The following is an 18,746-nucleotide window of genomic DNA, read 5'->3' on the forward strand; positions in this document are numbered from 1 at the left end:
CCCCCCGCCCGGCATTGTATTCAACTTGCTTTACCCTTCCAGGGTCCCCTTGGTGGAAGGAATGCTTTCGCCGCCGTCTCTGGCAACGGCCATTTTCAGCGAGCGGGCCAGTGCTTTAAAGATGGCTTCAATGATGTGGTGGGTATTTTTGCCGTACAAAAGGCGGATATGCAGGTTGAATTCCCCGTTAATCGCCAGGGCTCTCATAAATTCCTCAACCAGCTCAGTGTCAAAGTCCCCGATCCTTGTCGCCGGCATAGGCGCGTCAAAAACCAGGTGGCCCCTTCCGCTTAAATCAACCGCGGCCATAACCAGGGCGTCGTCCATTGGAATTATCGCGTGCCCGTACCTGTTTATTCCCGTTTTATCTCCAAGCGCGTTTTTTATAGCCTGGCCAAGGCATAAACCGGCGTCTTCGGCAGTGTGGTGGCCGTCCACGGCCAGGTCCCCGCGGCCCGTTAACTCCATGTCAAACGATCCGTGTTTGGTAAAAAGCTGCAGCATGTGGTCAAAAAACGGCGCACCGGTGGTTACCCAGTAAACACCGTCCCCATCAAGGTTTAACGAGCAGTTAATTTCTGTTTCTGTTGTCTTTCTCGTAACATAGGTCGCGCGTGATTCTGACATGTTTCACTCACCTCAAATATATTATTTTATTAAAAAGGGCTCTTCGCCACAATTTAATCTTATTAAACTCTACTGTTGACAGGCTAACTGCTCAAAATTATCCCTTTAAGTTTTTCAATAAAAATCTCGTTTTCCTCAGCTGTCCCCACGGAAACCCGCAGGCACCCGGGAAGAAGAGGACCTTCCACATTCCTGATCAGCACACCCCGTTCGAGCAAACCATTATATATACGAGCCGCCGGCAGCGCCGTCCGGAACATGATAAAGTTTGCCTGGGTCGGGTATGGCTTTACGCCTGGAATTTGTGACAGCTCCCAGTAGAGCTTTTCTCTTTCCTGCAAGATCTTTTTTATTCTCTCCAAGAAATGAGGCCGGTTCCGCATCACCAGAGAGGCTGCAGCCTGGGAAAAAACATTCAGATTGTACGGCTGCTTGACTTTAAGCAGTTCGTTTATCACCGGGGTGTTCGCAAGCAGATACCCCACCCTCAGGCCGGCCATGCCGAAGGCCTTGGAAAAGGTCCGCAGGATTACCAGGTTGGCGTAACTGTCCAGCAAGGGAACACAGGATTCACCGCCAAACTCGTTGTAAGCCTCGTCCACCACGACAATCGCGTTTGCTTTTTTAAGGATCTTTTCTATTTCCCCTGGCTCAGAAGCGTTACCCGTGGGGCTGTTCGGAGATGTTATTACTATAATTTTTACATCCGGCTTTGAGGTGGCGCTGATTAACCCGTCCGCATCTATCCTGAAATCATCTAAACGCTGCACTTCGTGCATAGCACTTGATGCTATCCGGCCATGCACCCCGTACATGGAAAAAGTCGGGGTTGCGACTGCAAACTTCGCCCCCGTGCCAAAGCTCAGCATCAGGTTCAGGATAAGCTCGTCAGAGCCGTTTCCCACCATTATGTTTTCCGGCCTTACCGATATGTAATCACTCAGGCTTTTACGCAGCTCAACCGCCGCCGCGTCAGGATAGCGGCTCAAATCACCCGAGCCTACTTCCCTGAAGATCTGGACCAGTACTTCCGGAGGAAACCCATACGGGTTCTCGTTGGCGTCAAGCTTTATTACGTCCGGATAGTATGGCGCGTCATACGGGACCATACCCTGCAAGTCTTCCCGCGCCAGCGCCGTTAAACTGAATGCTGTATTCATTCTATGGACATCCCCCTTTGTCCTTTCTTTTTCTACATTTTTCTTGTCAAGCAGGTTCCAGCTATTTCTGCAGCCGTTCAAAAACCAGCTTATAGCCGTCCGCGCCATAGTTCAGCGCCCTCTTCACCCGGCTGATGGTTGCCGTGCTGGCCCCGGTCCGGCTTGATATTTCACCGTAAGTCCGGTTCTCCTGGATCATCTTCGCCACCTCCAGGCGCTGGGCCAGGGATTTTAATTCGGCCACGGTGCAGATATCCTCAAAAAAACGGTAGCACTCGTCCAGGTCTTCCAACAGCAGTATGGCTTCAAAAAGCCGATCCAGAAGATCGTCCTTGAGCTTTCCAGTATACATCGCCAACCCTCCGACCTTTAGCATACTACCACGTTAATATTTTAACACGCTAAAGCGTTATGGGCAAGAAATAATGAGACGTGCTTTCATTCTCACGTCTCACATCTCATTTCTCACGTCTCAAACGGTGTGTCCCCATTCCGCTGTCATTGTATGATTTGTTTAGCCGACATATGTAAGAACCATCCCCTGTCACCTTACAGAGGGGCGTTTTCATTGCGGCTGAAGCCGCACCTGAGATTCACGTCTTATCTCTCAGGTCCCCCAAGGGAGACAAAAAGACCGTCCCTGCCTCTAAACTATTGCAGCCTTTCAACGGCCCGGTAGCCGATGTCCTTACGGTACTGCATCCCTTCGAAACTGATCTTTTCAATGGCGTTGTAGGCGGAATTAATGGCGGAAAGGATGTCCGGACCTGCCGCGGTAACTCCAAGGACCCTGCCGCCCGCTGTGACTACGTCGCCTTGTTTTTCTGCCGTCCCGGCGTGAAAAACCATGACGTCTTCCGGCACCTGGTCAAGCCCTTTGATCACTTTTCCCTTTTCATACGAGCCAGGGTACCCGCCGGAAGCCAGGACCACGCAAACAGATGTTTGTTTTTTCCACTTGATGTCGATCGAGTCCAGGCGTTTTTCAAGAATAGCGTCGATAATCTCGACAAGGTCGGTCTCCAGGAGTGAAAGCACCGGCTGTGTCTCGGGGTCGCCGAAACGGGCGTTGAACTCCAGCACTTTTGGCCCCTGGGCGGTGATCATCAAACCGGCGTATATGACCCCTCGGTAGGTGCGGCCCTCGGCATCCAGGGCTCGTATCATCGGCACAACGATTTCATCCATTACCTGCCTGTGCACCGTCGGAGTATAGACCGGAGCCGGAGCATAAGCCCCCATGCCGCCTGTGTTGGGACCCTGGTCGTTGTCAAAAACACGCTTGTGGTCCTGTGATGAAACCATGGGAACAACGTTTACGCCGTCCGTGAAGGCCAGGATGCTGACCTCCTCCCCGACAAGGCACTCCTCAACTACAACCAGCTTACCGGCCTCTCCGAAGTCCCAGTCAACCATGATCGAGCGTACCGCGTCAAGTGCTGTCTCTTTATCCATGGCCACAATTACGCCCTTGCCGGCGGCCAGGCCGTCCGCCTTGACTACGCAGGGAGCGCCGGTCTGATTTATATAAACGACGGCTTCTTCAGGCCTGGTAAAAACCGCGTACTTTGCCGTGGGTATGCTGTATTTGGCCATAATGTCCTTGGCCACAACCTTGCTGCCTTCGATCTCAGCTGCAGCCCGGGAAGGGCCGAATATTTTCAGGCCGGCTTCCTGGAAGCGGTCTGTTATTCCAGCGCACAGCGGGGCCTCCGGACCGACCAGTGTAAGGTCGATGCCCTTTTCTTTGGCGAAGGCCAGCAACCCGGTGATGTCTTCCGCGCCGATATTAACGCAGGTGGCCAGAGCGGCGATGCCCGCGTTGCCAGGGGCGCAGAATACTTCTTTGACGCGGGGGCTTTGTTTCAGCTTCCAGACCAGCGCGTGCTCGCGCCCGCCGCCGCCTACCACAAGAACTTTCATAGAGCTCACCTCTCTGTTATATGCTAATTTTCAATGTGCGGCTAATGCCGCACCTACAGACGCCTTACATTTAATGTTTAAAATGCCTCATTCCGGTAAACACCATGGCGATCCCGTTTTCATCAGCAGCCTTGATGGACTCTTCGTCCCGGATCGAGCCGCCCGGCTGGATTATGGCTGTTACCCCCGCTTTAGCCACCTGGAGCACAGTGTCGTTAAACGGGAAATAGGCGTCCGAGCCCATAACCGCGCCGCGGGCTTTGTCCCCGGCCTGCTCGGCGGCGATGCGGGCTGAACCCACCCGGTTCATCTGGCCGGCGCCGACACCCACCAGGCTGCGCTGCCGGGTAATGACGATGGCGTTTGACTTTACATGCTTGACAACAGTCATGGCAAACAGGAGCTCGTCCATTTCCTCCTTTGTCGGCTGCCGCTTTGTTACCACCTTTAATTCGGGCAGCCGCAGGACCTCCCGGTCAGCCTCCTGTACCAGCAGGCCGCCGTTTACCTTCCTTACCTCCAGGCGGTCGTTGGTCTGGCCGGTCAGTTCCCCGGTCACCAGCAGCCTTAAGTTAGCCTTTGCTTTCAGTATTTTCAAAGCATCTTCTGCATAACCCGGCGCTATGACAGCCTCCAGGAAGATCTTGGCCATTTCCGCCGCGGTTTCAGCGTCTACCACACAGTTGTACGCGGCAATGCCGCCATACGCCGATACCGGGTCAGCCTCCAGGGCTTTCCTGTATGCGCCGGCCGGACCGCCCGCGCAGGCGCACCCGCAGGGGTTGTTATGCTTGACTATTACAGCCGCCGGCTCGGTGAACTCGCGCACCAGTTCAAAAGCGGAGTTTAAGTCCAGAATATTGTTATAGGAAAGCTCTTTTCCTGAGAGCTGCATGGCGTTGCCCACGCAAGGGCCGGTTATTGAGGGATCCCGGTAAAAGGCCGCCTGCTGGTGGGGATTTTCCCCGTAGCGGAGCACCTGCGCTCTTTTAACCGATATTTCCATGGTGGGAGGGAACAGCTCTTTTTTGTTAATACCTGAAAGGTACGCTGTAATCGCGGCGTCATAGGAGGCGGTATGAGAGAAAGCTTCCCGGGCCAGGTCCATCCTCAGTTCAATGTCCGCGCTGCCGCCGCGTATGGCTTCCAGGACCTCCGTGTAACGTTCCGGATTTACGACAATGAGCACGTTTTCGTAGTTTTTGGCCGCCGAGCGGACCATGGTCGGGCCGCCGATATCTATGTTCTCTATCGCGTCGGCCAGTGTCACGTCCGGTTTGGCTATCGTCTCCCGGAAAGGATAAAGGTTGACCGCCACCAGGTCGATCGGAGTGATATTATGCTCTTTTAGCTGGCCCAGGTGCTCTTCGTTCCGCAGAGCCAGGATGCCCCCGTGAACATTGGGATGCAGTGTTTTTACCCGCCCGCCCAATATTTCGGGGAAACCAGTGACATCGGATATGTATGTAACGGGCACTCCGGCCCCGCGCAGGGTCTTCGCCGTACCGCCGGTGGATACTATTTCCACTCCCAGTTCCGCCAGGCCCCGGGCAAATTCAACAACGCCTGTCTTGTTAGAAACGCTGATCATGGCACGCTTAATTTGCATAAACATTACCTCCGTATTTTTTTACTGGATATTTTTTTGACACATTTCCCATCATTGCAGGCCGGCTTTAGCCGCCAAAGATCTGCGGCTCAAGCCGCATCTACACCTCTCACGTCTCAAGTCTCATTTCTCACGTCTCAAGGAAACTTTCCTGCCGTTCAGTTTCAGCCGCCCGTCCGCTATCAACCCGATTGCTTCAGGGTAAATTTTATGCTCCTGCTCCAGGATGCGGTCAGCCAGGGTATCCGCCGTGTCGTCGTCGTAAACCGGGACCACGGCCTGGATAATAATTGGCCCGGTATCCATCCCTTCATCGACAAAATGGACTGTGCAGCCGCTGAATTTAACCCCGTATTCCCAGGCCTGCTGCTGGCCGTGCAGCCCCGGAAAGGACGGCAGAAGAGCTGGGTGGATATTTATTACCCTGTTTGGGAAAGCATCGAGGATTACCCTGCCGACAATCCTCATATAGCCCGCCAGGCAGACCAGATGTACGCCATGTTCATGCAGCAGTTTGAGTACCGCCTTTTCGTATTCATCCTTTGAGCCAAAATCCCGCGGGTTCAGGTGCAGCGCCGGTATACCTGCCTTTCGCGCTCTTTCCAGGGCGAAAGCGTCCTTGTTGTCGCTGAATACTACGGCAACCTCCGCTTTGATTTTTCCTGCAGCGGCGGCGTCCATGATGGACTGGAGGTTTGAACCCCGCCCGGAAGCCATAACGCCCAGACGTAATTTGCCCATTTTATCCCCTCCCCATAATGAGTCATGGAGTACTTCCTTATATGTAGCTTACTTCTTTCCCGCCTTCGATTACTTCGCCGATCAGGCAGCTTTTTTCGCCTCTCGCCGACAGGTCCGCCATCACCGCTCCAGCCTGCCCGGCGTCAACTATAGCCACCAGGCCGATGCCCATGTTAAAGGTGCGCAGCATTTCCTGCTCTTCCACTCCGCCCTCTTCTCTGATCAAATCAAACACCGGAGGCACGTCCCATGTGCCCAGCTTTATTGCAACACCGGCGCCGTCGGGCAGTACCCTTACAACGTTCTCGGTCAAACCGCCCCCGGTAATATGGGCCATACCCTTGATATTGAACTTTTCGAGCAGGGGCAGCACAGCTTTAACGTAAATCCTGGTGGGTTCGAGCATTTCCTCCCCCACCGTACGGCCCAGTTTTTCTATGTACGAGTCCGCTTTATAACCTGCGGCCTCCAACAAGACCTTGCGCGCCAGGGAGTAACCGTTGCTGTGCAGCCCGGACGAGGGCAGGCCGATCAGTGTATCGCCAGGTGCTATTTCCCTGCCGTCAACGATCCTGCCGCGCTCAACCACACCTACCGCGAACCCGGCCAGGTCATATTCCTCCGGTCCGTAAAACCCCGGCATCTCCGCGGTTTCTCCGCCGATCAGCGAACACCCCGCCTGGCGGCAGCCCGCGGCGACACCGCTGACGATGGCGGCCACCTTTTCCGGCTCCAGCTTGCCCACCGCCAGGTAGTCAAGGAAAAAAAGAGGTTCCGCTCCCTGTACCAGGATATCGTTCACACACATGGCCACCGCGTCAATACCGATAGTGTCATGGCGGTCCATGATCATGGCGACCCGGAGCTTGGTGCCTACTCCGTCCGTGCCGGCAACCAGGACAGGCTCCCGGTATTTGCCTGCGTTAAGGGCAAAAAAACCGCCGAAGCTTCCTATTTCGGCCAGGACTTCCGGCCGGAAAGTGCTCCGCACGGCGCCGCGCATAAGGTGTACGGCTTTATTTCCCGCGTCTATGTCGACTCCTGCGTCGGCATAAGTTAATCCCTTCTTGTTCCCGGTCATTCGCAAACCTCCATATTCTGTCATATATCACTGCAAGGCTGGACTTATCAGGTCATTCGTCAAATTTTTCTAGATCCCTGCAGCGTTGCAGGGTCAGCTTTAGCCGGCCTTTCAAATTGGGGCGCATTCTCGCTTTCAGGTGAGTCCCCCATTCCACAAACTGGCTGAAGCCCAACCTGCAATCTTTCATCTCACATCCCAGGCCTCACTTATCAAGTCTCATTACTCAAGGGCGTACTTACCGTTAACAACATCATCAGGTACCCCAACCGGGTAATCCCCGCTGAAACAGGCGGTGCAAAAGTTGCCCTGCTGGTCTCCGAAAACATCCAGCAGCCCTTGCAAACTCAAATAATGCAGGCCGTCAGCGCCGATATATTTCCTGATTTCTTCCAGGTTTTTACTGGCGGCGATCAGCTCGCCCCTGTTGGAAGTATCTATGCCGTAGTAACAGGACTTGATTATAGGCGGGGAGCTCAGGCAGAAGTGCACTTCTTTCGCCCCGCACTCCCGGACCATGTTCACAATTTTACCGCTGGTGGTGCCGCGCACGATGGAGTCGTCGACAACAACCACCTTTTTACCCTCCAGTACATCCCGCACCGGATTTAGTTTCAACTTGACGCCGAGGTCCCTTGAACTTTGTACGGGCTGGATAAACGTGCGCCCTATATACCTGTTTTTCATCAGGCCTTCTTCATATGCCATGCCTGATTCCAGCGCAAAACCCCAGGCGGCTGTTTTGCCGGAATCGGGGACCGGGATCACGATGTCGGCGTCGACCGGGTATTCTCTGGCGAGCTGGCGGCCCATTTCCCGGCGGACCTTGTTGACGTTGAAACCGTCCATGCTGGTATCCGGCCGGGCCAGGTAGATGTACTCAAAAATGCAGTGGGCCTTCCTGCTCCCCTGGAGCACTTTCCTGGAGGTCAGCCCTTTCTTGTCTATCACTATAATTTCTCCCGGTTCCACATCTCTTATAAACTCAGCCCCGACCGTGTCCAGCGCGCAGGACTCGGAGGCCAGCACATACGCGTCACCCTTGCGGCCCAGGCACAGCGGTCGGAAACCATAGGGGTCCCTGACGCCGATCAGGCTTTTTTCAGTAAGGATAACCAGGGAATAGGCTCCCCTGATATCGATCATGGTTTTGATGATGGAATCCACCAGGCTGCCCTGGCTGTAACGGGCAATGAGGTTTACAATTACTTCGCTGTCCGTGGAGGACTGGAAAACTGAGCCGTTTAAAAAAAGCTGGGAGCGCAGTTCGTTGACATTGGTCAGGTTGCCGTTGTGGGCCAGGCCGATCATGCCCCGGGAACAGCGAAAAACCAGGGGCTGGGCGTTGACCAGGTTACTGGTCCCCGTGGTGGAGTACCTTACGTGTCCCACGCCGATATACCCCTGGAAGCTGTCGAGGTTTTCATGGCTGAAGACTTCAGAGGCCAACCCCATCCCCTTATGCAGTTGGATCCTGCTGCCGTCTGCCACGGCGATTCCGGCGCTTTCCTGGCCCCGGTGCTGCAGGGCGTACAGTCCGTAATAGGTCAGCCGGGCCACATCGAGGCCCGGGCTGTAAATGCCGAAGACACCACACTCGTCACGGGGCTTGTCGCACTCAACTATACAATTTTTAAACATACCAGTGCTCCTCGCGTTTTTATTAGTTACCCTGATAAGCTAAAAGTTTTTTCCTGTCAGCCTCCTGTAAACCTCTTCATATGCTTCTTCCACATTGCCCAGGTCGCGGCGGAAGCGGTCCTTGTCCAGTTTCTCGTGAGTTTTCTTATCCCAGAACCGGCATGTGTCCGGGGAGATCTCGTCCCCCAGCAGGACCTCGCCCTCGTGGACGCCGAATTCCAGCTTAAAGTCCACCAGGTCAATATTTTTGTCAGATAAGTGCTCCAGCAGGATCTTGTTTACTTTTAAGGCTATATCCGTGATTTTGCGCATCTGCTCCGGTGACGCCAGGTCCAGCGCCCTGATGTGGTAATCGTTGATCATGGGGTCGCCGAGGTCGTCGTCCTTGTAGTAAAACTCCAGGACCGGCAGGGGAAGGGCTTTCCCCTCGGGCAGGCCCAGCCGCTTGGCCAGGCTGCCGGCGGCGATGTTCCTTACTACTACCTCGACCTTGATTATTTCCAAGGATTTAACCAGCATTTCCCTGTCGCTGACCTGTTCCACAAAGTGGGTGGGGATGCCTTTTCCCTCCAGGAGGCGGAAAAAGACGGTAGATATCAGGTTGTTCAGCACACCCTTGTTTTGGATGGTCCCTTTTTTGGCGCCGTTAAAGGCAGTGGCGTCATCCTTGTAATCTACCAGGTAGACACCGGGGCTGCTGGTCCGGAATATTCGCTTGGCCTTTCCTTCATATAACTGTTCGAGTCTTTTAGTCACTTCTTCTCCTCCATTCCTACAAACCGAATCTCTTATATATTTCGTCCACGTTCTTCAGGTGGTAGCTATAATCGAACAACTCATTTATCTCTTTTTGATCAAGCTGGGCGGTCAGCTCGCCGTCCGCCAGGAGCAGGTCGCGGAAGTTTTTCCCCGTCCGCCACGCTTCCATCGCGTTGCGCTGCACCAGCTCATAAGCCCGCTCCCGGGAGATCCCCTTTTCTTCAACCAGGGCCAGAAGGACCCTCTGAGAAAAGATCAGCCCATGGGTGCGTTCTACATTCCGCATCATGTTATCGGGATAAACCAAAAGGTCGGCGATGGTGCCGGTAAATTTGGCCAGCATATAATCGAGGATGATAGTGCTGTCGGGCACGATCACCCGCTCCACCGATGAGTGGGAAATATCCCGCTCGTTCCAGAGAGGGACGTTTTCCATGGCCGCCAGGGCGTTGCCCCGCAGCAGGCGGGCCATGCCGGAAATTCGCTCCCCGATGATCGGGTTTCGTTTATGGGGCATGGCCGAGGACCCTTTCTGGCCTTTTTTGAAATGCTCCTCCACTTCCAGGATATCGGTGCGCTGGAGGCTGCGCAGCTCGGTCGCGAACTTGTCCAGCGAACTGCCGATCACTGCTATGGTGGTAAGGTACTCCGCATGGCGGTCCCTCTGGAGGACCTGGGTCGATACGTTGGCGGGCTTCAGCCCGAGCCTGGAGCAGACGTGCGCTTCCACCCGCGGGTCGATGTTAGCGTAGGTGCCGACAGCGCCTGAAATCTTACCAACGCTAATCGTTTCCACCGCCTGTTCCATCCTCCTGATATTGCGCCCGGTTTCGTCCACCCAGAGCAGCATCTTCAGGCCGAAAGTGATGGGCTCGGCATGGATGCCGTGGGTGCGCCCGATCATGATGGTCCGGCGGTGCTCCGCCGCTTTTTCCAGCAGCGCTTCCTTAAGCTTTTTTAGCCTGCCTAAAATATGCCCGCCCGCCTCTTTCATCAGGGCGGCCAGGGCTGTGTCCAGAACGTCGGAAGAGGTCAGGCCCAGGTGAATGTACTTGGCCGCGTCTCCCACGTATTCACCGACATTGGTTGTAAACGCTATTACATCGTGGTTGGTTACAGCTTCAATTTCAGCAATCCGCTGCACATTAAAGTTAGCCTTCTCCTTGATCTCGGCCAGGGCTTCCGGGGGTACTTTGCCCAGGCCGGCCATGGCCTCACAGGCAAAAATCTCGACGTCCAGCCATTTCCGATACTTATTCTCCTCCGACCAAATTTGCTTCATTTCAGGCAGTGTATAGCGGTCAATCATTTAATTGCCTCCCGATATTCATTCTAAAATATTTTACATGATTTGAAGGATTTTAAAGGTTTACAAGATTCCTTTGGCTTTTCGTAACAAACAGATAAAATTCAATGCTATTCTAAATTGAATCAATAATCCTGTTAATCTTGTTTTAATCATGTTAATCCTGTGAAAATTTTTACCTGTCTTTCGGGCGCGCCAGGTAGCCCCCTATGCCCAGCTCGGCGAGAAGAGCGTCCTTTTCGCTCACCTGCCTGGCCAGTTTATCTTTATAGGCGGCAACCGCTGCCCTGACAGCAGGGTTGCCCGAACCGATGATCTGGGCCGCCAGGATACCGGCGTTTTTAGCGCCGTTGACAGCCACGGTCGCCACGGGCACGCCGGAAGGCATCTGCACTATGGCGTACAGGGCGTCTACGCCTTTTAAGGCGCCTGATTCTATAGGTACTCCTATCACCGGCAGGGGCGTATAGGCGGCAATGACACCGGGCAGGTGCGCGGCCCCGCCGGCGCCGGCGATAATGACAGCCAGCCCGCGCTGCACGGCGCTCCGGGCGTAATCCGCCGTTTTGTCGGGCGCCCGGTGGGCGGAGGATATTACTACCTCGCTGGGGATACCCAGCTCTTCCAGAATACGGGCAGCCTCCTGCATGACCGGCAGGTCGGAATCACTGCCCATTACAATGCCAACCAGTGGTATCGCCATAATATTATCTTCCTTTTAATTGTTATTTTGATTATTATAGACTCTAAACCCAAAATAATACCGCCAAAAACATGAAGCCCGGGCGTATAGGATTCGTTTATGAGCGAAACCTACCCGCCTGGGCTTTTATCCCTTACCGGTGTAGCACCCTGTCTAGAGGTTTGATTTTGCGAGGCCCAACAATTCGGGAGTTCTAAAACTTTCTCGAACCTCGAATCAACCTTCTATTTCGAGAATGCCTGTGCCGCTTGGACCGATCCGCCATTGGGCGTGGAACCCTAGGCACACTTTCTCTCCCTGTTTGCAGATGTGGATAGCACAAACACAAGAATTGCCCGTGTCAAGTGAACGGGCTAAAGTAATTACCTAAAGTTATATTAACAAATATTAAGAAATACTGTCAATATAAAAGTGTTTATAAACAAATTTGATATTTGAATATAGCTTTTTATCAGTGGGATACTAGTTTTAATCTGCATATTCTCTTCTAACATCAAATTTTCACATTATCGCGATTGCTTAACACTCAGATGGCTAGTGGAGAAAATCATCAGCGAGCAGGGTGACACAAGCAAAAGGAGACAAAATGAACGTCCTCTTGTCTCCCTATATCTTACTCCCACTCTATCGTCGCCGGGGGCTTGGAGGTGATATCGTAGACCACCCGGTTGATCTCCTTGATTTCACTGACGATGCGCGATGAGATCGATTCCAGCACTTCGTAAGGCAGGCGCACCCAGTCCGCGGTCATGGCGTCAACGCTGTTTACCGCCCGGATTACCACGGTATGCGCGTAAGTGCGCTCGTCTCCCATCACGCCGACGGTCTTCATGTCCGGCAGCACCGCGAAGGACTGCCAGATCTGCCGGTAGAGGCCTGCTTTGCGGATCTCCTGCTCTACAATAGCGTCCGCGGCCTGAATTATAGCCACTTTTATTGGAGTAATCCTGCCGAGTATGCGTACCGCCATGCCGGGACCGGGGAACGGCTGGCGCCATACGACCTCCTCAGGCAGGCCCATCTCCTCGCCCAGCACCCGCACTTCGTCTTTAAACAGCCACCGCAGCGGCTCCACCAGCTCAAAGCGCATGTCCTCCGGCAGGCAGCCGACATTGTGGTGGCTCTTGATCACGGCGGCAGTGGACGTGCCGCTTTCCACCACGTCAGGGTAAAGCGTTCCCTGCACCAGGAAGTCAACGTCCCCCAGTTTGGCGGCTTCGTCTTCAAAAACCCTGATGAACTCTTCTCCTATGATTTTCCTCTTCTGCTCGGGGTCGGTCACACCTGCCAGTTTAAAAAGAAACCGCTCGCGGGCATCCACAAAAATAAGGTTGATCTTAAATTTTTCCCTGAATGTTCTTTGTACCTGATTAGCCTCGTCTTTGCGCAGCAGGCCGTGGTCCACAAAAACGCATGTTAGCTGGTCCCCCACTGCTTTTTGCACCATAACCGCGGCAACGGAAGAATCAACTCCGCCGCTCAGAGCGCACAGGACTTTCCTGTCCCCCACCTGCTCCCGTATCTCAGCAATGGTTTTCTCAAGAAAAGATCCCATGTTCCACAGTCCGCGGCAGCCGCAGATATCGTAAAGAAAAGCTTTCAATATATCTTGTCCTTTTGGCGTGTGCACGACCTCAGGGTGAAACTGCACGGCATAAAGATTTTTCCCAGTTTGGGCCATGGCCGCGACCGGCGCCTTAACCGTGCGCGCTGTAACGGTAAAGCCGGGAGGCGGTGATTCAACCAGGTCCCCGTGGCTCATCCAGCATTGTTCGACAGGCCCCAGGCAGGAAAGAAGATCTCTGCTTTCCAGGACAGTTAACTCAGTCTTCCCGTATTCCCTGTGGTTGGCCCGTGAAACCTGCCCGCCCAACTGCTGCGCCATCAGCTGCATGCCGTAACAGATACCCAGCACGGGAACCCCCATTTCATAAAATGCGGGGTCGCACACCGGGGCATTGTCCTGGTAAACGCTGGAAGGGCCGCCTGAAAAAACAACCCCTTTGGGGTTCCTCTTCTTTATTTCTTCAACGGGAGTCGAAAATGGCAGCATTTCGCAGAATACCTTCAATTCACGGATGCGGCGGGCGATCAGGTGGCTGTATTGGCCCCCAAAATCAAGTACTATAACCAGCTCCTGCTCTGGCAGTTGCATACCTTTACTCCCCCTCGTTCATATATACTTTTGGACTTAATACCATGATGCATGGAAAGTTCCTGTAGCGGTCGCTGTAATCAAGGCCGTATCCCACCACAAATTCATCCGGGATAACAAAACCGTTATAGTCGATCTCCACCGGCTCAACCCGGCGTGAAGGCTTGTCCAGCAGGGTGCAGATTTTTACGCTGGCCGGGTCGCGGGACTTTAGATTTTCCGCCAGGTAATTCAGAGTGAGGCCGGTATCGACTATATCCTCTACAATAATAATGTGGCGGCCCTCAACCCCGTATTCCAGGTCCTTTAAAATGCGCACCTCTCCGGAAGATTTTGACGAGGCGCCGTAACTTGAAACGGCCATGAAGTCGTACTGGGTCGGGACGGTTATTTCTCTGACCAGGTCGGCCAGAAATATCATGGCCCCTTTCAGTATCCCGATCATAAGCAGTTCTTTCCCGGCATAATCGCTGGATATGCGCCTGCCTATTTCCACTACCCTGGCGCGGATTTCCCCCTCGGAAATAAGAATTCGCTCACAGTCCGGATGCACCTTGCAGCCTCCTTTGATAAATCTGCACAAAAGCTCATAATTTGACTGTTTTATACCTTTCTTATGTCAACCATTATAACTTGTATGCTATTATTAATAAAGGTCAAAAAAAAGATCCGGCGGCGCTGGCACGGACCTTGAAAAAACAGCCGGGTTTACAACAGGCGGATTAATTGTTATATTTTTGTCATAGTCCCAGATGCGGAGGTTAATTTCAATGCCGCTGTCCGGATTTTGTTTATCCCTGGCCTGGAGTGAGGCCTGACGCAGGCGGTAATCTGCGGGACTTAACCATACTTTGTAGTAATAATCGCTCAAACGCAGCTCAAGAAACGGATCCATAAGGTTGGGGCGCATTTCCAGTAGGATCAGCTTTTCACCGTTTACCCTGTCCAGGCCTTTGTATTTCAAATCGGGAACGTCTTTAAAGTTAAAATAAGCCAGTGGATTAAGTTCGGCGTAAAAAAGCTCCGAATCGGACAGCTTGTTTCCGGGCAGGGATATCCATTGGCCGGTGGGCTGATCCTTAAAATAGGCGTTTTCGCCTACCTGGATAAATTCAATAGGGGTGTTCATCATGACCCCTGTCATGTGGACCTTATCCGGGGCAACCCTTTCCCCTTCCACCTTGCTGAAAAAATCAAGGCCGGCTTTCCCTTCCGTGGTCAGCCTGGTTTCAGCCTGGTAGCGAAAGCTGGCGCTGGACCTGGTTTTCTCGATACCGGTCGCAAGCATCTGCTGAGGCGGCATCATCTTCCCCACTCCCCGGGACATAAAGATCCCGGCGCCCTTAATCACCAGGAATAAGAACAAAACCAGGGCGAGCGCAAATAGTAAGGACTTTTTGTTCAGGACAACCCACTGCGGTCGCAGCACGTAAATATCCTCCTGTCCGAATGATAATTGGCTTATCCCTATCATACGAGAACGGGAAGGGAATTATGACAGCATACAGGAAAGCCGGGCAGTAAATAATTCTAATAGATCTATCTAGGTGTTGAAGGGTACGAGGCCGGGCGGCGCTTCATGCTCCCGGGCAAAATTGTTGAGGAGCTGTAACGATGGAAATTAAAGAAATGCAGAGAGAAGTGGACAGCTGGATCACCCAGTTTGAGGAAGGCTACTGGAACCCCCTTTCCATGCTGGCCCGGCTGGCCGAAGAAGTGGGAGAATTTGCGCGGGAAGTCAACCACCAGTATGGCGAAAAGCCTAAAAAACCGGAGGAGCCGATGGGTGACCTGACGCTTGAGCTGGGCGATATTTTATTTATAGTTGTGTGTTATGCCAATTCCCTGAACATTGATCTTGAAGACGCCTTTAAAAGGGTAATGGCCAAGTACCGGTACCGTGACAGCGACAGGTGGACCAGGAAAGAATAACTTTATTTGTTTTTTGATCCCGGTTATATTACAATTTAACAAGGCTAATAAAAATATGTTGGCTACAGGCAATTGTAAATTTTTAAATATTTTTGGGAGGATTATTTTTAATGGCCGTAATTATCCCGATTAGAGGCCTGCGTTATAACATGCGCAAAGTGGACAACATGGCTGATGTTGTCACACCGCCTTACGACGTCATTGACGCCGCGGCCCAGGACCGCTTTTACAGACGCCATCCCTGCAACATTATCCGCCTGGAATACGGCAAGATAGATCCGGAAGACAGCGAAATAAACAACCGCTATACCAGGGCGGCTAACGATTACAGTGACTGGCTTAAAGAAAACGTCCTGGCCCGGGAACCCAAACCCGCTATTTACCTGTACGAGCAGGAGTTCAAAGCAGGCGGGGCAAATAAAATCCGCAGCGGCATCATATGCGGCGTCAGGCTGGAGCCATACGAAAAAGGCATAGTCCTCCCCCATGAAGAGACCATACCCAAACATAAAGCCGACCGTCTCGAGCTGATGCGCGCCTGCGGGGCAAACTTCAGCCCCGTTTTCAGCCTTTATTCCGACCAGGACAACGGTGTGGTTGAAACTCTTAAAGGATCCCTGCTAGGGGCGCCGCCGGATATAAGCTTTACTGACGATTCAGGCGAATCGCACAGGATGTGGGTTGTCACTGATGCTGACGCCATCGGGAAAGTGCAGCGGATAATGAAGGACAAGCGCATTTTCATCGCAGACGGCCACCACCGCTACGAAACGGCCCTGAACTATAAAAAAGAGCGGGAAAACAGCGGCGGGGAACGTGACGACGCTGCTGTAAGCGCCGCCAGTTCCTGCACCGCCACACCCGGAGGAACGATATCCTCTTCGACAGAGGTTGAACCTGCTTACAACTACGTAATGATGACTCTGGTCAACTTGTATGATCCCGGGCTGGTAGTCCTCCCTACCCACCGTTTGATTAAAAATGTAGAGTCGCTGGACAAATACTGCCTGCTCGATCAGATAAAAGATAACTTCACTGTTGAAGAATTTCAATTAGAGCCGGATAAAGGGAATTTCAGGCAGCTTTTAGGGGTGCTGGAAAGAAGGGGCCTGGGCGAACAGTCTGGCGGAGACGTCAAAGCCCTGGAAACCGCGGGCGCAGCCGCTCAGGAAAAGCCGGGCAATACCGGGAAAGCGCACCGACACGCGTTCGGCCTTTACGCGGGTGATAATAAATTTTACCTGCTCACGTTAAAGGATGACATAGATTTATCACAAATGATGCCTGAAGAAAAATCCCCCGCCTGGCAGAGACTTGACGTATCCATCCTGCACACACTCATAATGGAAAAGCACCTGGGCATCTGCGGGGAGCTCAGGGCGAAGGCCGATCACATCACCTACACCCGCGAGGAGGAGGGCGCCCTTGCTGCCGTGGACCGGGGCGAGTACCAGCTTGTGTTCTTTCTGAACCCCACCCTTGTCGAAGAAGTTACAGAGGTAGCCGGGCAGGGTGAAAAGATGCCTCAGAAAAGCACCTTCTTTTACCCGAAACTAATCACCGGGCTGGTAATAAACCAGTTATAAAAGGTAAAGCCGTCCAGCTGGACGGTTTTTTTATGACGCCTTGTCCTTCATCAGCATGACCTTGACCGTTTGGAGCAAAATGGCCAGGTCCTTAGCCGGTGAATATGACTTTGTGTAAAGCAGGTCGTATTTCAGCTTAATCTCGGCACTGGTGCTGTAACGGCCGGCAATTTGGGCCAGGCCGGTCATGCCTGACTTAACATTCATGCGGAAGGCGTATTCAGGCGTTTCTTTAACCAGCTTACTGACGAAGAAAGGCCTTTCCGGGCGCGGCCCCACTATGCTCATATCACCCTTTAATACATTAAGCAGCTGCGGTATCTCGTCAATCCGGGTTGCCCGTAAGAAGCGCCCCACCCTGGTAACCCTGGGATCGTTTTCAGAAGCCAGCACCGGTCCGCTTTCCTGCTCGGCATCCTCCACCATGGTGCGAAACTTATATAGAACAAATGACTTTTCCTGCAGGGTAAGGCGCTTTTGCCTGTAAAAAACAGGCCCGCGGGAGTCAATCTTGATGGCGGCGCTTACCAGTATACACAGCGGTGCTGTAATTATTATTGCAAAAAGGGAAAGCAAGATGTCAGTCAGCCTTTTTACAACCTGGGACTCTTCCGGTATACCTAGACGGCCCACCGTGAAAACAGGCACGTCATCAACCTGGTCCAGCCTTGACTGGGATAACATAATCTCATATAAATCCGGTACAAGATAGACCTTTATATCCTCAGCCACACAGGCGTAAACCACCTCGGCCTTGTATTCCTGCGGAAGGTTGGAACAGATAAAAACCTGGTCCGGCTTAACTTCTTCCAGACATTGATATATTTCCGAAACCTCACCCAGCACAGGCCAGCGGTTTTGTACATTATTCAGCATTTCTCCATCCTCGCTCGCTCCTGCAAAAAATTCCGATTCATAGATCTCCGGGTCGTCCAAGTCATCAACAAGCAAACCGGAGACTTTTATTTTCCCCCCTATCGCTGATTCCAGCTTGTCAGCCAGGGCAACCGCCTCCAGGGGCTTCCCCACCACGATAATTTTCCTGATGTTCTGCAGGCTCCTGTCAATATGCCAGGCTAATCTTCTCCAGATAGCCAGCAAAACTATATGTATAAGCGGAGCGATCAACAGGACAGTACGAGGGAATGAGAAGCCGCGCAGGAAAAATGACAGTGCCATGGCTGCCAGGGCCATAAAGAATACAACACAGATAAGCGAGGCAAAAACCTCCGCCCACCGCCACCGGTAGCTGCCGTACAGCCGGTAGAAATAAAAAAGCGCCAGGGCACATAGCGTCAACAAAGGCCAACTGGAAAGGTAGGGTGCAAAGTTATACTTAGGAATATTCCACCCGAATTTAAGTAAGAACGCAAGGATATAGCCAAGGTTGATCAGTGCCAGGTCGATAATTATAAGCGTTATTCGAAATGGTATTCTGCTTTTATGAATTTCCATGAAAGACTCCTAATTTTCAGTTAAGATATCATAACATCAACAAGCTTTTTTACTTATTTCGGCATTTT

The 18,746-nt window shown here is 52.8% G+C and carries 18 protein-coding genes; 2 read left to right on the forward strand and 16 right to left on the reverse strand.

Annotated features, from left to right (window positions below):
* Nucleotides 1-30: 30 nt before the first annotated feature.
* From hisB to ACOBQJ_RS07670, 15 genes are all read right to left on the reverse strand, one after another.
* On the reverse strand, nucleotides 31-627 hold the full coding sequence (gene hisB, locus ACOBQJ_RS07600; protein WP_421071136.1) for an imidazoleglycerol-phosphate dehydratase HisB: 597 nt from the start codon (nucleotides 625-627) through the stop codon (nucleotides 31-33).
* Between the two features lie 83 nt (nucleotides 628-710).
* A complete protein-coding gene (hisC, locus tag ACOBQJ_RS07605; RefSeq protein WP_421071137.1) occupies nucleotides 711-1,868 on the reverse strand; it encodes a histidinol-phosphate transaminase in 1,158 nt (385 codons plus the stop codon).
* Nucleotides 1,849-2,139 (reverse strand): YerC/YecD family TrpR-related protein, encoded by a 291-nt coding sequence (locus tag ACOBQJ_RS07610; RefSeq protein ID WP_421071138.1) that lies wholly within the window; start codon nucleotides 2,137-2,139, stop codon nucleotides 1,849-1,851. The genes hisC and ACOBQJ_RS07610 overlap by 20 nt, the downstream gene beginning before the upstream one ends.
* A 299-nt stretch (nucleotides 2,140-2,438) precedes the next feature.
* Nucleotides 2,439-3,710 (reverse strand): phosphoribosylamine--glycine ligase, encoded by a 1,272-nt coding sequence (purD, locus tag ACOBQJ_RS07615; RefSeq protein ID WP_421071139.1) that lies wholly within the window; start codon nucleotides 3,708-3,710, stop codon nucleotides 2,439-2,441.
* Nucleotides 3,711-3,780: 70 nt separating this feature from the next.
* The gene (purH, locus tag ACOBQJ_RS07620) at nucleotides 3,781-5,319 is read right to left on the reverse strand and encodes a bifunctional phosphoribosylaminoimidazolecarboxamide formyltransferase/IMP cyclohydrolase (protein WP_421071140.1); all 1,539 of its coding nucleotides are present in this window, start codon (nucleotides 5,317-5,319) and stop codon (nucleotides 3,781-3,783) included.
* Between the two features lie 123 nt (nucleotides 5,320-5,442).
* Nucleotides 5,443-6,060, reverse strand: a complete 618-nt coding sequence (gene purN, locus ACOBQJ_RS07625; RefSeq protein ID WP_421071141.1) for a phosphoribosylglycinamide formyltransferase — start codon at nucleotides 6,058-6,060, stop codon at nucleotides 5,443-5,445.
* 37 nt (nucleotides 6,061-6,097) lie between these two features.
* Nucleotides 6,098-7,141 (reverse strand): phosphoribosylformylglycinamidine cyclo-ligase, encoded by a 1,044-nt coding sequence (purM, locus tag ACOBQJ_RS07630; RefSeq protein WP_421071142.1) that lies wholly within the window; start codon nucleotides 7,139-7,141, stop codon nucleotides 6,098-6,100.
* Between the two features lie 52 nt (nucleotides 7,142-7,193).
* Entirely contained in the window at nucleotides 7,194-7,331 is a 138-nt protein-coding gene (locus tag ACOBQJ_RS07635) for a hypothetical protein (protein ID WP_421071143.1), read from the reverse strand.
* Between the two features lie 32 nt (nucleotides 7,332-7,363).
* Nucleotides 7,364-8,782 carry an amidophosphoribosyltransferase gene (gene purF, locus ACOBQJ_RS07640; protein ID WP_421071144.1) on the reverse strand — a complete coding sequence of 473 codons (1,419 nt, stop codon included), beginning with the start codon at nucleotides 8,780-8,782 and terminating at the stop codon, nucleotides 7,364-7,366.
* A 39-nt stretch (nucleotides 8,783-8,821) separates the two neighbouring features.
* On the reverse strand, nucleotides 8,822-9,538 hold the full coding sequence (gene purC, locus ACOBQJ_RS07645; protein ID WP_421071145.1) for a phosphoribosylaminoimidazolesuccinocarboxamide synthase: 717 nt from the start codon (nucleotides 9,536-9,538) through the stop codon (nucleotides 8,822-8,824).
* 16 nt (nucleotides 9,539-9,554) lie between these two features.
* Nucleotides 9,555-10,850 (reverse strand): adenylosuccinate lyase, encoded by a 1,296-nt coding sequence (gene purB / locus ACOBQJ_RS07650; protein ID WP_421071146.1) that lies wholly within the window; start codon nucleotides 10,848-10,850, stop codon nucleotides 9,555-9,557.
* A gap of 172 nt (nucleotides 10,851-11,022) precedes the next feature.
* On the reverse strand, nucleotides 11,023-11,550 hold the full coding sequence (gene purE, locus ACOBQJ_RS07655) for a 5-(carboxyamino)imidazole ribonucleotide mutase (protein WP_421071147.1): 528 nt from the start codon (nucleotides 11,548-11,550) through the stop codon (nucleotides 11,023-11,025).
* Nucleotides 11,551-12,163: 613 nt separating this feature from the next.
* Nucleotides 12,164-13,705 carry a glutamine-hydrolyzing GMP synthase gene (gene guaA / locus ACOBQJ_RS07660; RefSeq protein ID WP_421071148.1) on the reverse strand — a complete coding sequence of 514 codons (1,542 nt, stop codon included), beginning with the start codon at nucleotides 13,703-13,705 and terminating at the stop codon, nucleotides 12,164-12,166.
* Nucleotides 13,706-13,709: 4 nt separating this feature from the next.
* On the reverse strand, nucleotides 13,710-14,258 hold the full coding sequence (hpt, locus tag ACOBQJ_RS07665) for a hypoxanthine phosphoribosyltransferase (RefSeq protein WP_421071149.1): 549 nt from the start codon (nucleotides 14,256-14,258) through the stop codon (nucleotides 13,710-13,712).
* Between the two features lie 93 nt (nucleotides 14,259-14,351).
* Complete coding sequence (locus ACOBQJ_RS07670; protein WP_421071150.1) at nucleotides 14,352-15,134, reverse strand: hypothetical protein; 783 nt, start codon at nucleotides 15,132-15,134, stop codon at nucleotides 14,352-14,354.
* 185 nt (nucleotides 15,135-15,319) lie between these two features.
* Here ACOBQJ_RS07670 and ACOBQJ_RS07675 point away from each other — a divergent pair, with 185 nt between their 5' ends.
* Together ACOBQJ_RS07675 and ACOBQJ_RS07680 are read left to right on the forward strand one after the other, a co-directional pair.
* A complete protein-coding gene (locus ACOBQJ_RS07675; RefSeq protein ID WP_421071151.1) occupies nucleotides 15,320-15,637 on the forward strand; it encodes a nucleotide pyrophosphohydrolase in 318 nt (105 codons plus the stop codon).
* A 110-nt stretch (nucleotides 15,638-15,747) separates the two neighbouring features.
* Complete coding sequence (locus tag ACOBQJ_RS07680; RefSeq protein ID WP_421071152.1) at nucleotides 15,748-17,223, forward strand: DUF1015 domain-containing protein; 1,476 nt, start codon at nucleotides 15,748-15,750, stop codon at nucleotides 17,221-17,223.
* Between the two features lie 30 nt (nucleotides 17,224-17,253).
* Here the strand turns inward: ACOBQJ_RS07680 and ACOBQJ_RS07685 are convergent, their stop codons facing one another.
* Nucleotides 17,254-18,678: a sugar transferase gene (locus ACOBQJ_RS07685; protein ID WP_421071153.1), complete on the reverse strand. Its 1,425-nt coding sequence runs from the start codon at nucleotides 18,676-18,678 to the stop codon at nucleotides 17,254-17,256.
* Between the last annotated feature and the right edge of the window lie 68 nt (nucleotides 18,679-18,746).

Origin of the sequence: Pelotomaculum propionicicum (assembly GCF_048984525.1) — a bacterium.
GTDB classification, from domain to species: domain Bacteria; phylum Bacillota; class Desulfotomaculia; order Desulfotomaculales; family Pelotomaculaceae; genus Syntrophopropionicum; species Syntrophopropionicum propionicicum_A.